Source organism: Tenebrionibacter intestinalis, from assembly GCF_016632365.1.
In the GTDB taxonomy this organism is placed as follows: Bacteria; Pseudomonadota; Gammaproteobacteria; order Enterobacterales; family Enterobacteriaceae; genus Tenebrionibacter; species Tenebrionibacter intestinalis.
Genome location: NZ_JAEPBH010000045.1, coordinates 1 through 13,680, shown reverse-complemented (window position 1 = coordinate 13,680; position 13,680 = coordinate 1). Strand labels below are relative to the sequence as shown.

Annotated in this window: 17 protein-coding genes; 15 read left to right on the top strand and 2 right to left on the bottom strand. The window is 51.2% G+C overall.

Going from position 1 to position 13,680, the window contains the following annotated elements:
- Nucleotides 1-230 precede the first annotated feature (230 nt).
- From JJB97_RS18800 to acpS, 12 genes are all read left to right on the top strand, one after another.
- Nucleotides 231-308 (top strand): hypothetical protein, encoded by a 78-nt coding sequence (locus JJB97_RS18800; protein ID WP_399198634.1) that lies wholly within the window; start codon nucleotides 231-233, stop codon nucleotides 306-308.
- Nucleotides 305-880 (top strand): RNA polymerase sigma factor RpoE, encoded by a 576-nt coding sequence (gene rpoE, locus JJB97_RS14980; protein ID WP_238714828.1) that lies wholly within the window; start codon nucleotides 305-307, stop codon nucleotides 878-880. The genes JJB97_RS18800 and rpoE overlap by 4 nt, the downstream gene beginning before the upstream one ends.
- A gap of 31 nt (nucleotides 881-911) precedes the next feature.
- Nucleotides 912-1,568, top strand: coding sequence for an anti-sigma-E factor RseA (rseA, locus tag JJB97_RS14975; protein WP_238714827.1), 657 nt, complete (start codon nucleotides 912-914; stop codon nucleotides 1,566-1,568).
- Nucleotides 1,568-2,524, top strand: coding sequence for a sigma-E factor regulatory protein RseB (gene rseB / locus JJB97_RS14970; RefSeq protein ID WP_238714826.1), 957 nt, complete (start codon nucleotides 1,568-1,570; stop codon nucleotides 2,522-2,524). Before rseA ends, rseB begins: the two co-directional genes overlap by 1 nt.
- The gene (gene rseC, locus JJB97_RS14965; RefSeq protein ID WP_238714825.1) at nucleotides 2,521-2,997 is read left to right on the top strand and encodes a SoxR-reducing system protein RseC; all 477 of its coding nucleotides are present in this window, start codon (nucleotides 2,521-2,523) and stop codon (nucleotides 2,995-2,997) included. Before rseB ends, rseC begins: the two co-directional genes overlap by 4 nt.
- Nucleotides 2,998-3,634: 637 nt before the next feature.
- The gene (gene lepA / locus JJB97_RS14960) at nucleotides 3,635-5,434 is read left to right on the top strand and encodes a translation elongation factor 4 (RefSeq protein ID WP_238714824.1); all 1,800 of its coding nucleotides are present in this window, start codon (nucleotides 3,635-3,637) and stop codon (nucleotides 5,432-5,434) included.
- A 15-nt stretch (nucleotides 5,435-5,449) separates the two neighbouring features.
- Nucleotides 5,450-6,418: a signal peptidase I gene (gene lepB, locus JJB97_RS14955; RefSeq protein WP_238714823.1), complete on the top strand. Its 969-nt coding sequence runs from the start codon at nucleotides 5,450-5,452 to the stop codon at nucleotides 6,416-6,418.
- A gap of 168 nt (nucleotides 6,419-6,586) precedes the next feature.
- Nucleotides 6,587-7,267 (top strand): ribonuclease III, encoded by a 681-nt coding sequence (gene rnc / locus JJB97_RS14950; protein WP_238714822.1) that lies wholly within the window; start codon nucleotides 6,587-6,589, stop codon nucleotides 7,265-7,267.
- Nucleotides 7,264-8,169, top strand: coding sequence for a GTPase Era (gene era / locus JJB97_RS14945; RefSeq protein WP_238714821.1), 906 nt, complete (start codon nucleotides 7,264-7,266; stop codon nucleotides 8,167-8,169). Before rnc ends, era begins: the two co-directional genes overlap by 4 nt.
- 11 nt (nucleotides 8,170-8,180) lie before the next feature.
- Entirely contained in the window at nucleotides 8,181-8,915 is a 735-nt protein-coding gene (recO, locus tag JJB97_RS14940; RefSeq protein ID WP_238714820.1) for a DNA repair protein RecO, read from the top strand.
- A 75-nt stretch (nucleotides 8,916-8,990) separates the two neighbouring features.
- Nucleotides 8,991-9,722, top strand: a complete 732-nt coding sequence (gene pdxJ / locus JJB97_RS14935; protein WP_238714819.1) for a pyridoxine 5'-phosphate synthase — start codon at nucleotides 8,991-8,993, stop codon at nucleotides 9,720-9,722.
- Entirely contained in the window at nucleotides 9,722-10,102 is a 381-nt protein-coding gene (gene acpS, locus JJB97_RS14930) for a holo-ACP synthase (RefSeq protein WP_238714818.1), read from the top strand. The genes pdxJ and acpS overlap by 1 nt, the downstream gene beginning before the upstream one ends.
- Nucleotides 10,103-10,231: 129 nt before the next feature.
- Here acpS and JJB97_RS14925 read toward each other — a convergent pair whose 3' ends face one another.
- Both JJB97_RS14925 and JJB97_RS14920 read right to left on the bottom strand, forming a co-directional pair.
- On the bottom strand, nucleotides 10,232-10,492 hold the full coding sequence (locus JJB97_RS14925; RefSeq protein ID WP_238714817.1) for a YfhL family 4Fe-4S dicluster ferredoxin: 261 nt from the start codon (nucleotides 10,490-10,492) through the stop codon (nucleotides 10,232-10,234).
- A gap of 113 nt (nucleotides 10,493-10,605) precedes the next feature.
- Nucleotides 10,606-11,286, bottom strand: a complete 681-nt coding sequence (locus JJB97_RS14920; RefSeq protein ID WP_238714816.1) for a S24 family peptidase — start codon at nucleotides 11,284-11,286, stop codon at nucleotides 10,606-10,608.
- Nucleotides 11,287-11,531: 245 nt separating this feature from the next.
- On the opposite strand from JJB97_RS14920, the gene JJB97_RS14915 reads away from it, so the two are divergent.
- From JJB97_RS14915 to JJB97_RS14905, 3 genes are all read left to right on the top strand, one after another.
- Complete coding sequence (locus JJB97_RS14915) at nucleotides 11,532-11,966, top strand: antiterminator Q family protein (RefSeq protein ID WP_238714815.1); 435 nt, start codon at nucleotides 11,532-11,534, stop codon at nucleotides 11,964-11,966.
- A 519-nt stretch (nucleotides 11,967-12,485) separates the two neighbouring features.
- Nucleotides 12,486-12,935: a lysozyme gene (locus tag JJB97_RS14910; protein WP_238714814.1), complete on the top strand. Its 450-nt coding sequence runs from the start codon at nucleotides 12,486-12,488 to the stop codon at nucleotides 12,933-12,935.
- Nucleotides 12,936-13,168: 233 nt separating this feature from the next.
- Nucleotides 13,169-13,486: a phage holin, lambda family gene (locus tag JJB97_RS14905; RefSeq protein WP_238714813.1), complete on the top strand. Its 318-nt coding sequence runs from the start codon at nucleotides 13,169-13,171 to the stop codon at nucleotides 13,484-13,486.
- The last annotated feature ends 194 nt before the right edge of the window (nucleotides 13,487-13,680 follow it).

Below are 13,680 nucleotides of genomic sequence, written 5' to 3'. Positions count from 1 at the left end.
GGGAGGAAAAAGGATTAGGATTTATCGTTTTCGCTGTTGAAGATTTAAAGATGAAAAAAGCCCCTGCATGCGATACTCTGCTGTGGGTCTGTTTGTTGCCTGTGCTAATGGCGCAGTTAACCCCCTGGGGGCGCGGAAATAAGAATGAGTGATAACCAGATTTCGCGAAATACAGTATAAAAACAAGGCGTAAAAGAACTTTTCAGAAACCCGATGCTCTAAGCATCTGCTTGCTCAATGTACAGAGTTCGGAGTGGCATTTCTATTACGCGAGGAAAAAGAGTTTGAGGAGAAATTACCTCGGATGAGCGAGCAGTTAACGGATCAGCTCCTGGTCGAGCGGGCTCAGGGCGGCGATCAGCGGTCATTTAACCTGCTGGTGGTACGCTATCAGCATAAAGTGGCTAATCTGGTCTCACGCTATGTGCCCTCAGGGGATGTCCCTGATGTGGTGCAGGAATCCTTTGTCAAAGCCTGGCGCGCCCTTGATTCCTTTCGGGGCGACAGCGCGTTTTATACCTGGCTGTACCGTATTGCGGTCAATACGGCGAAAAATTACCTGGTAGCCCAGGGGCGCCGTCCGCCTTCCAGCGACGTAGATGCAAACGACGCTGAAAACTATGAAAGCGGCGGTGCGCTGAAAGAAATTTCGAACCCAGAGAACTTAATGTTGTCTGAAGAACTGAAACAGATAGTTTTCCGTACCATTGAATCGCTTCCCGAAGATTTACGCATGGCAATTACACTCCGGGAGCTGGATGGCCTAAGCTATGAAGAAATAGCAGGGATAATGGATTGTCCGGTGGGAACAGTACGATCGCGTATATTTCGGGCAAGGGAAGCTATTGATAACAAGGTCCAACCGCTCATCCAGCGTTAACGATGGCGGGATACTGAAAAGGTATTTAGGCATGCAGAAAGAAAAACTTTCCGCTCTGATGGATGGAGAAACGCTGGATAGCGAGCTGATGCGTTCGCTGTCTGACGATAAAGCATTGCAGCACACCTGGGCCAGTTACCATCTTATCCGCGATACGATGCGCGGCGACGTGAGTGAACAGGCGCTTAAGATTGATATTGCCGCAGGCGTAATGGCGGCAATCGCTACTGAAGCGCCGCGTCGCGCCGTCCTGTCGGCGCAAGAAATGCAGCCTTCTGCGCATCAATGGCGACAAATGCCGTTCTGGAAGAAATTACGGCCGTGGGCCAGCCAGATTACCCAGATTGGCATAGCTGCCTGTGTGTCACTGGCGGTTATTGTGGGTGTTCAGCAGTACAACGGGCGCGCGGGCGAGAGGAGTAGCCAGCCGGAAACGCCGGTTTTTAATACTTTGCCGATGATGGGCAAAGCAAGTCCGGTTAGCCTTGGCGTTCCTTCCGGGAATAATGTAGCCGGCCAGGGGCCGCAGCAGATTCAGGAACAACGGCGTCGCATTAATGCAATGTTGCAGGACTATGAACTCCAGCGGCGACTGCATGCTGAACAGTTGCAGCTTGAGCGATCCCAGACCCAGCAGGCAGCCCTGCAGGTGCCGGGTAATCAAACTTTAGGAACTCAGTCGCAGTAATGAAGCAGCTTTGGTGTGCCCTCTCGCTTGCTGCTGGCAGCCTGTTCTTCGCCTCAAACGCCTCGGCGGATGTTCCGTCCGGGGCGTTGTTGCAGCAGATGAACACCGCGAGCCAGTCTCTTAATTACGAACTTGCTTTTATCAGCATAAATAAACAGGGCGTGGAATCGCTGCGCTATCGGCACTCCCGGCTTAACAATAAGCCGCTTGCTCAGCTTTTGCAGCTTGACGGCCCGCGTCGGGAGGTGGTGCAGCGCGGTAGTGAAATCAGCTACTTCGAGCCCGGGCTTGAGCCTTTTACCCTGACCGGCGATTACATTGTCGATTCTCTTCCTTCCATTGTTTATGCGGATTTTAAAAAGCTGTCGCCGTACTACGATTTTATCTCCGTTGGCAAAACGCGTATCGCCGATCGCATGTGCGAAGTTATCCGCGTGGTGGCCCGGGATGGCATGCGCTATGGCTATATCGTGTGGATGGATTCGGATACTAAACTTCCCATGCGCGTCGATTTGCTGGATCGCGATGGCGAGACGCTTGAACAGTTTCGAGTTATCAATGTTGCCGTTGACGAGGGGATTGGCGTTTCAATGGACGCGCTGACAAAAGCCAGCTTGCCGCCGCTGCTTTCGGTGCCGGAAAGCGATAAAGTCAGTTTCAGATGGGCGCCTGGCTGGGTGCCGCAGGGCTTTCGCGAAGTTGCCAGCAGCCGTCGACCTCTGGCAGCGGTGGGAATGCCGGTAGAGTCTCGTCTTTATTCTGATGGCTTATTTAGTTTTTCAGTTAACGTAAACCGCGCCAGCGCAGGCTCACGCGGCGAGCAGTTGCTGCGCACGGGTCGCCGCACGGTCAGAACCGAAGTGCGTAATAATGCTGAGATTACTGTTGTGGGTGAATTACCGCCGCAGACGGCAAAACGCGTAGTGGACAGCATTAAGTTCAGGAGCGCGCAATGATTAAAGAGTGGGCCACAGTGATATCGTGGCAAAACGGCGAAGCCGTAGTTAGCTGCGATGTTAAATCGTCCTGTAGTCGTTGCGCGTCTCGCGTCGGTTGCGGCAGCCGTGTGCTGAATAAACTGGGGCCGCAAACTCGCCATACGCTCTGTGTTGCCAGCCGTGAACCACTGGTTGCGGGGCAGAAAGTGGAGCTGGGCATTGCGGAAAGGAGCCTGTTGGGGTCGGCGTTATTAGTGTATATGTCGCCGCTGGCAGGGCTTTTTATTTTGGCAGGGCTATTCCAGGCGCTCTTTGGCAGCGATCTGGCTGCATGCGGTGGGGCGCTATTGGGCGGCGTCGGCGGATTTCTACTGGCGCGCGGCGTGTCGCCGCGTCTGAGCCAACGTGAGGGCTGGCAGCCGGTTATCCTCAGCGTCGCGTTAGCGCCAGACGTATTAAGCGTTGTTACGTCAGATGCAGAGAAACGCTAACCCTCGCTTTTGCATACTTGCGAAAGCTCGCAGGGCTGTAAATACAGGAAGGGATTCGTTACTGAAAAAAGCGCGAATACGGCTGTCAGGATTATAAAGTTTACTTTATAGCTTTTTATTCGCGCACTGCCGTATTCATAAAAAATTCCTCGATTTTTATCATCCAGCCTTTTTATTTATTGTATTACTGTTATAAAAAACAGTGCGGTATGTGCTGATGAATGTCTAAAGTAACCCGGAAAAAGTAAGCGATTACAGGTTGTTGACAAATGGGCGAAAACGCAGTTTTGTCCGCTTTGCCGCAGTCGTTCGACACAGCGTTTGATAACAGTCTCGTTATTTTATCTCTTTTTCATCGGCCATCGTTTAAAACCGCTCTGTAAGATTTAACGCTTTTGGCCGGTGGCGAGCCGGAAAACGCCTGCGCCAGCCTGGTGGCGATATTGTTTACTTGCCGGGTAATTTTCAAAGCAAAATGTTTTGTAAGCTTTATGTTAATGAAAGCCATATGCTGACGAGTTAACGACTACGGTGTAATATGCAGGCCAGTCGTTGATGGGGTAGTTACCGTGGAGTGTCCACCGCTGTGTCCATCAAGTAAAATACATCCGCATAGCGAGTTAATAAATTCATATTTATGAAGAACATAAGAAATTTCTCCATCATTGCCCACATTGACCACGGTAAGTCGACGCTGTCTGACCGTATTATCCAAATTTGCGGCGGCCTTTCCGATCGTGAAATGGCGGCGCAGGTCCTTGATTCAATGGATCTTGAGCGCGAACGTGGCATCACTATCAAAGCGCAGAGCGTGACGCTTGATTATAAAGCGTCCGATGGTGAAACCTACCAACTCAACTTTATCGACACGCCAGGCCACGTTGACTTCTCTTATGAGGTTTCACGCTCGCTGGCGGCCTGTGAAGGCGCGCTGCTGGTCGTGGATGCCGGGCAGGGCGTAGAAGCCCAGACGCTGGCTAACTGCTATACCGCTATTGAAATGGATCTGGAGGTGGTGCCGGTACTCAATAAAATCGATCTGCCTGCAGCCGATCCAGAACGCGTAGCTGAGGAAATTGAAGATATTGTCGGGATTGACGCCACTGACGCAGTGCGCTGCTCGGCAAAAACCGGTGTGGGCGTGCAGGACGTTCTGGAACGGCTGGTACGCGACATCCCGGCCCCCCAGGGCGATCCCGACGCGCCGTTGCAGGCGCTGATTATTGATTCCTGGTTTGATAACTACCTCGGTGTGGTATCGCTGGTGCGTGTGAAAAACGGCACGCTGCGTAAAGGCGATAAAATCAAAGTCATGAGCACGGGGCAGACCTATAACGCCGATCGTCTTGGCATCTTTACGCCAAAACAGGTCGATCGCGATGCGCTGTATTGTGGCGAGGTGGGTTGGCTGGTTTGCGCCATCAAGGATATTCTCGGCGCCCCGGTAGGCGATACGTTAACGGGCGCTCGCAACCCGGCGGACAAAGCGCTGCCGGGCTTTAAGAAAGTGAAGCCGCAGGTGTACGCTGGACTGTTCCCGGTCAGCTCTGACGATTATGAAAGCTTCCGCGATGCGCTTGGCAAACTAAGCCTTAACGATGCCTCTTTATTTTATGAGCCGGAAAGCTCGACAGCGTTGGGCTTTGGCTTTCGCTGCGGCTTCCTTGGCCTGCTGCATATGGAAATTATTCAGGAGCGCCTGGAGCGTGAATACAACCTGGACCTTATCACCACTGCGCCGACGGTGGTGTATGAAGTGCAGACCACCAGTAAAGAGATTATTTACGTTGATAGCCCCTCCAAACTTCCGCCGCTTAATAATATCGATGAATTACGCGAGCCGATTGCTGAATGTCATATGCTGCTGCCGCAGGCGTATTTGGGAAATGTCATTACGCTCTGTGTGGAAAAACGCGGGGTGCAGACTAACATGGTCTACCACGGTAATCAGGTGGCGGTGACATACGAAATTCCGATGGCGGAAGTGGTGCTTGATTTCTTCGACCGCCTCAAATCTACCTCGCGCGGTTACGCTTCGCTGGATTACAATTTCAAACGTTTCCAGGCCTCTAACATGGTGCGTGTAGACGTGCTTATTAACGGCGAGCGCGTAGATGCTCTGGCGTTAATTACTCACAATGATAATGCGCCTTATCGTGGCCGTGAGCTGGTTGAGAAGATGAAGGATCTGATTCCGCGCCAGCAATTTGATATTGCAATTCAGGCGGCAATTGGCAATCACATTATCGCGCGCTCCACAGTCAAGCAACTGCGTAAAAACGTGCTGGCCAAGTGTTACGGCGGCGATGTCAGCCGTAAGAAAAAACTGCTTCAGAAGCAGAAAGAAGGTAAAAAGCGCATGAAGCAGGTCGGAAACGTCGAACTGCCGCAGGAAGCGTTTCTCGCGATACTGCACGTGGGCAAAGACGGTAAATAATTTTAAGGAGTTGGCATGGCGAATATGTTTGCCCTGATCCTCGTGATTGCCACGCTGGTGACCGGGCTGCTGTGGTGCATGGATAAGTTTGTCTTCGCGCCAAAGCGTCGTAGGGCGCAGAAAAATGACGGAAATGCGCAGCAAGGTACGCCCGATCGGGCCGCGCTGAAAAAGGCGGCGAAACCCGGCTGGCTGGAGACCTGCGCGTCTATCTTTCCGGTGTTAGCGATTGTGCTGATAGTACGTTCGTTTATTTATGAGCCGTTCCAGATCCCGTCAGGTTCAATGATGCCGACCTTGCTTATCGGCGATTTCATCCTGGTGGAAAAATATGCATACGGTATTAAAGATCCTGTCTTTCAGAAGACATTGATTGAAACCGGACACCCAAAACGCGGCGATGTAGTGGTGTTCAAATATCCGCGTAATCCAACCGTTGATTACATTAAACGCGTTGTGGGCCTGCCGGGCGATCGCGTGTCTTACGATCCGATTACCAAGCAGGTTACCGTTGAGCCGAACTGCCGTTCCGGCCAGGCCTGCGATAATGCGCTGGCGCTGACTTACGGCAATGTGGAGCCGAGCGATTTTGTAGAAACGTTTTCGCATGGCGATGACGGGTCACGCGGCGGTTTCTGGCAGATGCCGCAGGACCAAACTCGCGAGGGCGGAGTGCGCCTGGCTGTGCGTACCGAGCAGCTTGGCGATGTTGCCCATCGAATCCTGCTGTTGCCGATTGCGCAGGATCAGGTAGGGCTTTACTTCCATCAATCTGGTATGCCGTCGGCAAGCTGGATTGTGCCGCCGGGGCAATATTTCATGATGGGCGATAACCGTGATAACAGCGAAGACAGCCGCTACTGGGGGTTTGTACCGGAACAAAATCTGGTAGGAAAAGCCGTCGCTATCTGGATGAGCTTTGAAAAACAGCAGGGCGAATGGCCAACTGGTATACGCCTGAGCCGTATCGGCGGTATACACTAATAAAAGCTAAACTGTTAACGACATCCCCTGTCGTTACGTATAGAATATTTTCCCGTGTTTTTCAGTCCGGCCCCCGAAAGGGGGCCGCAGCACACAAAACCGTTTTGGTTACAGATTAGCGCGGTTTCGTGTGCTGAATTGTCCGACGTATTTATATACTGGTATCGCATGAATCCCATCGTAATTAACCGGCTCCAGCGCAAACTGGGCTACACTTTTCTACAGCAGGAGCTGCTGCAGCAGGCGCTTACGCACCGTAGCGCAAGCAGCAAACACAATGAGCGGCTGGAGTTTCTTGGCGACTCTATCCTGAGTTTTGTTATCGCTAATGCGCTTTATCACCGTTTCCCACGGGTTGATGAAGGCGATATGAGTCGTATGCGCGCGACGCTTGTGCGCGGCAACACGCTGGCGGAAATTGCGCGAGAATTTGAGTTAGGCGAATGTCTGCGCCTGGGGCCTGGAGAGTTAAAAAGCGGCGGCTTTCGCCGTGAGTCTATCCTGGCGGACACGGTGGAGGCGCTGATTGGCGGCGTTTTCCTCGACAGCGATATTCAGACTGTTGAACGGCTGATACTGTCGTGGTATCAGACGCGGCTGGATGAGATTAGCCCGGGCGATAAGCAAAAGGATCCTAAAACGCGCCTGCAGGAGTTTTTGCAGGGGCGTCATCTGCCGCTGCCGACCTACCTGGTTGTTCAGGTGCGCGGTGAAGCGCACGATCAGGAATTTACGATTCACTGTCAGGTGAGCGGTTTGTCTGAACCGGTCGTTGGCGCCGGCTCCAGCCGCCGTAAGGCCGAACAGGCTGCGGCTGAACAAGCCCTGAAAAAGCTGGAGCTTGAATGAGCGACGAAAAAACTTACTGTGGGTTTATTGCTATTGTTGGACGTCCTAACGTTGGTAAATCGACGTTGCTCAATAACCTGCTCGGTCAGAAAATCTCTATTACCTCGCGTAAAGCGCAGACCACGCGCCACCGCATTGTTGGTATTCACACCGAAGGCGCCTGGCAGGCTATCTATGTGGATACTCCCGGGCTGCACATAGAAGAAAAGCGCGCCATTAACCGCCTGATGAACCGCGCTGCCAGCAGCTCTATCGGTGATGTCGAGCTGGTTATTTTCGTGGTGGAAGGCACGCGCTGGACCGCGGATGATGAAATGGTGCTGAACAAGCTGCGTGACGGCAAAGCGCCGGTCATTCTGGCGGTGAATAAAGTCGACAATATTGCCGATAAAGCAGAGCTGCTGCCGCATTTGCAATTTTTAGCCAGCCAGATGAATTTTCTGGATATTGTGCCGCTGTCCGCTGAGACCGGTATGAATGTGGATACGATTGCCGCAATAGTGCGCAAGCGCTTGCCCGAGGCGGTTCATCACTTTCCGGAAGATTACATTACCGATCGCTCCCAGCGTTTTATGGCATCTGAAATCATTCGTGAAAAGCTAATGCGCTTTCTTGGCGCTGAATTGCCATACTCCGTAACGGTTGAAATAGAGCGTTTTATTACAAACGAGCGCGGTGGATACGATATTAATGGTCTGATTCTCGTTGAGCGTGAAGGGCAGAAGAAAATGGTCATTGGTAATAAAGGCGCTAAAATCAAAACCATCGGTATTGAAGCGCGCCGGGATATGGAAGAGATGTTTGAAGCCAAAGTTCACCTTGAGCTATGGGTGAAGGTGAAATCTGGTTGGGCCGATGATGAGCGCGCGCTGCGCAGCCTCGGCTATAACGACGATATGTAGCAGGTTCGATAATGGAAGGCTGGCAACGTGCTTTTGTACTGCACAGTCGCCCCTGGAGCGAAACCAGTCTTCTGCTCGACCTTTTTTCTGAAGAATCCGGGCGTATTCGCCTGATCGCCAAAGGGGCGCGTTCAAAGCGCTCCAGCCTTAAAGGGGCGCTTCAGCCCTTTACGCCATTGCTGGCGCGCTGGGGCGGGCGTGGCGAAGTCAAAACGCTGCGTAATGCCGAAGCGGTTTCGCTGGCGCTGCCGCTTACCGGCATTCACCTCTATAGCGGGCTTTATGTTAATGAACTGCTTGCGCGCGTGCTTGAGCATGAAACGCGATTCTCAGCGCTGTTTTTTGAATATCTGCACTGTATTCAGGCACTGGCCGCCGGTCCGGGATCGCCAGAACCAACGCTGCGTCGCTTCGAACTGGCATTGCTTGGACACCTTGGTTACGGGGTGGATTTTTTACATTGCGCCGGCAGCGGCGAGCCGGTAAGCGACACGATGACCTATCGCTATCGCGAAGAAAAAGGTTTTATCGCAAGCCTGGTCGTGGATAACGTCAGTTTTACCGGCCGCGAACTGCGTGCGCTGGCGGAGCGCGACTTTCCCGATAGCGCCACATTACGCGCAGCCAAGCGCTTTACCCGCATTGCGCTAAAACCCTATCTCGGCGGGCGACCGCTGAAGAGCCGCGAGCTGTTTCGCCAGTTTATGCCGAAAAAACCGGCGATTAAATCCCCTCCGACGTCATAATAGCGGCTGGACATAGCCATGCTTTCCCGTCGCGGTGTACACTTTTGGGTCTGAGTGCGACTACCGAGGATTGTCATGGCTGAATTACTCTTAGGGGTCAATATTGACCATATCGCTACGCTGCGAAACGCGCGCGGCACTGCCTATCCGGATCCGGTGCAGGCGGCGTTTATTGCTGAGCAGGCCGGCGCTGATGGCATTACTGTTCACCTGCGTGAAGATCGCCGCCATATCACAGTCCGTGATGTGCGCGTTCTGCGCCAGACGCTTCATACCCGCATGAACCTTGAGATGGCGGTGACTGAAGAAATGATCGCTATCGCCTGTAAAACCAAACCGCATTTTTGTTGCCTTGTGCCGGAAAAACGCCAGGAAGTTACGACAGAAGGCGGCCTGGACGTGGCCGGACAACCGGAAAAGCTGCGCGATGCCTGTGCCCGGCTGGCGCAGGCTGGTATTCTGGTTTCGCTGTTTATTGATCCGCACGAGACGCAGATTGATGCCGCAGTGGCCGCCGGGGCGCCCTGGATTGAAATTCACACCGGCGCTTATGCCGATGCGCAAAGTGATAGCGCTCAGGCGCAGGAGCTGGCGCGCATCGCGAAGGCCGCAACCTATGCGGCGAGTAAAGGGCTTAAAGTCAACGCAGGTCATGGTTTGACCTATCACAACGTTAAACCCGTTGCGGCGCTGCCGGAAATACATGAGCTGAATATCGGTCATGCCATTATTGGGCGTGCGGTGATGGTAGGGTTAAAAGAGGCGGTTGCCGATATGAAGCGCCTGATGTTGGAAGCACGCGCCTGATGGCTATCCTTGGGCTGGGGACGGATATTGTTGAAATTGCGCGCATTAAGGCGGTAATCGACCGTTCAGGCGACAGGCTGGCGCAGCGTGTGCTTTGTGCGAATGAATGGGCGATTTATCAAACTCACCAGCAGCCGGTACGTTTTCTGGCAAAGCGCTTTGCGGTAAAAGAGGCGGCGGCTAAGGCGTTTGGCACCGGCATTCGCAACGGACTGGCGTTTGTACAATTTGAAGTGTTCAACGATATGCTGGGCAAGCCGCAGTTGCGTTTCCACGATGCCGCCCTGCGGCTGGCGGAATGCACGGGCGTGAAAAACGTGCATGTTTCGCTGGCCGATGAACGCCGCTATGCCTGCGCCACCGTCATCCTTGAAAGCTGACGATTTGCTCTGTTGCCAGAACAGGGCGAAACGAGAGCGGTCATTGTTGCCTGCTATGCGGGTCGTTCAGACAACTGTTACGCCCGGGAGAGAAACGTTAACGCGCAGACGGGGGCGATAGCGCCGTGTTTAAATCTTGTCGGCGTGATGGAGCAGTACAAATTTGTCCCACAACTGCTCCTGATTCTCAACAAGAGTGGGGTCCTGAACGATTGTATTCGGAATAGGGCACACTTTCTGGCAGGTGGGCGTATCGTAGTGACCAACGCATTCAGTGCAGCGATCGCTGTTAATCTGGTAAATGCTCTCCCCCATAGAGATGGCTTCGTTTGGGCATTCCGGCTCGCACATATCGCAGTTGATGCACTTTTGGGTGATAAGTAGCGCCATGAGGGTTTTCTCAACAACATAATCAGGGCGGGCATTATATGCTGCTTTATCGCAAAAGGGCAGCCGTCGTTGTTTAATGCATTAACGTATTTTCGCCCTTTCGCGATTGCCGTTCAGGGGACCCAAAGGGTGGATTTTGCGATACCCGCTACGTACTGAATTTTAGCAACGTCACTTTTTGCTATGCGAATGGGGGCGTGATCTTCGTTGACCGGCAACAGATGGTAATAACCATCGCGTTCAAACAGAAACGTTTTTACCATCACTTCGCCGCCGTGAGTGACCACCAGCACCTCGTCGCCTGGGTGATAATGATGGTTGGGCTCAATGATGACAAACTCTCCTTCTTTAATACGCGGCATCATCGAATCCCCCACGCATTTGAGGGCATAAACGTCTTCATCGCAAGAGGGCCAACGCAAATACCCGTCCCCGCCGCCTGCGGGATATTCCATATCGTTCCAGTAGCCGCCGTGCCCCAATTGGGTATTGCCTAACACGGGCACACTTCGGGCGTGAAACGGCCAGGCTGCATTATTTGCCTTAGCAGGCGCTGCCTCTGTGTATTGTAAATCGCGCTCAATCAGGTCTACCGGCGAGATACTAAAAAAAGCGGCAATATTGCTTAATGTGGTGTATTTCGGATCCCTGACTTCCCCGGTTAGCATACGATGCAACGTTGATTGCTGCATTTTCAGGTGCCGCGCCAGCTCGGTAACACTGGCGATACCGGCTTTCTCCATAAGGTATTTAATATTTTTCTGCAAAATATCGGCGGCATTCGCATTGTTCACATGAATATTCCCGGTTGCGCTGGTTAATGCATAATTGCATAAAATGTGCGGCGCCGCAACCCGATTTCGGGTTGCCGGATAATGCATTTACGGATAAACTGACGGTGTCGTTTATACGAAAACGGATTTATGCGGCCCCTCCGGCTTATGCAGGGTTGTGCAAAGGGGGCTTCGTGATGAAGGTTCCGGTGTCGTGGCCCGATGCCCGAACGAGAGATAAAGTGATTAAATGAGGAGGGTTCACGATGCGTAACATTCAAAAAGTTCTGGAACGCTGGGGTGGATGGGCCGCGCGGGATTATAACAATCTTGGCTGGACACCGGTTGCCGCAGGGTTCAAAAGTTTAATTGTAGCGCCGCGCTCCAGGCGGCTGGATTGCTGTGATGCTGATGGTCTAATCATTGATGCCTGCATTTGCCGGTTGCGAAAAGTTCGTCAGGCGGGGGAATACGATCTATTAATTGCCCACTATGTTTATGGCGCGTCCAAACGTACTCTGGCGCGAATCCTTAAACAGGATGAAAAAACAGTCCGTGTACAGCTTCAGGTTGCAGAGGGGTTTATTGACGGGTGCCTGAGCATGCTGGACACAAGGCTTGAAATGGATGACAGTGTTGAAGTATCAGAAAATAATGCCGCTATACGGCCTCTGCCGGTAAAAAAAATGATGATGTGGTAAATACAGAATTATCTAAAGCCAGTATTGCTGGCGAGCCGTTGCTGAGCAAGTCTTGCCGGGGCGATAGATTTACCGCCTGAAAACCTGTTTAAATTAAAGAAAGAATGATGTATTCACATATCATTCTTTTTTATTTAATGGCGTTGTGTGCTGTCAGGGGGCAAGTGAGCCGGGGAGTTTTTTTTCTGAAAAAATATTGTGCGGCCCGCAAGTTTGTTGCTAGCCTTTTATTGATGAGAGAAATCAATGAGAGTGCGTTTTTTCTTAAAATAAATTAGCGCGCGGTGTGTTCGTGTATTGTATTTCGTTATTTATAGCGCGATGTAACGATCTGTCACCGATGCTTTGTTTGTTGAAGCGCTTTTCTGGGGCTATGTATTGCTAACCATATCAAGGCCGTTTAATAACTTATAACCTATACGGCGTGTATTGGGCTAACCATTCAGAATGCTGTTTAACGTCAGATAAACCTATCTGGCGCGTAGTTATGTATCAAAAATATAAGGCGAGGAGTAATATATGAAAATAAGTGAGCAGGGGCTGGCGCTCATCAAACGTTTTGAAGGTTACAGCCTGAAAGCTTATCCCGATCCGGCAACGGGCGGGGCGCCGTGGACAATTGGTTACGGCTGGACAAAACCTGTCAATGGTATACCGGTTCAGCCGGGGATGACGATTACGGCATTTAAAGCAGAACAATTACTACGCTGCGGTATCGTCAGTTATGAACAGGCGTTAAATAAATTAATCAAGGTTCCAGTCACACAGGCTCAGTTTGATGCGATGATTAGCCTGGCATGGAATATTGGCACAATGGCATTTTCTACATCAACTTTATTAAAGTGCCTTAATCAAAAGAATTACCGGGGAGCGGCTGAACAATTTTTTTACTGGAATCGGGCTGGCGATAAATTTATGCCTGGGCTTCAGCAACGCCGAATTGCAGAGAAGCGGTTATTTCTTTCATAAAAATTAACGATAGATGAAATTGCTCAATAGTGACGTATGGATAATACTTTATTCATAATGTTTAATCCATGCGAAGAATTTAACGGAAAAAACAGCAGACAATACAGAGTTTATTAAAAAGCGAGTTAATAAATAGCTGGCTGGGTAAGATTTTGACAGCTATGGCACAATTTACCTGTGTATCGCTATTTTTAGAAAAAGTTCCTGTATATGAAATCAGCCAGGAGTAAAATATGTGTATATTTGATGCGTTAATTGATAAAACTATCCGGTGGATTGAAGATTTCCTTCCGGCAATATATGCGTCATCGGCATCGGGGAGTATTTCGCTGCTTATGAGTTTCTATGATGGCACATCTATAGTGAAATCCATTACCGGTGCTTTGTCGTGTGGCATTTTGACGCTGGCAGTTGCCGGATCGCTGGTCTTTCTGGGGCTGTCAGAAAATTCTGTCTCTTTTGTCGGGGCGATGATTGGTTTTATCGGCGCAGAAAAAATACGTGATAAGTTGTTATTAGTATTTAATCGCCGCTTTGGAGGAAATAAGTAATATCCGATGTAGTTACGGGATAATTAACGCTATGCCAGCAAGGGCTGAGATATGTTTTTTATTAATAATATAACATTGAGGGGGCGACATATTGATACCTGTTTGCCTGGGCGGCTATATCAGTAATGTAATGCTAACTTTAAGCCCCAGTCCATTGCTGAGGGATCCCCACAAACTCAGCACTAATAAACCAG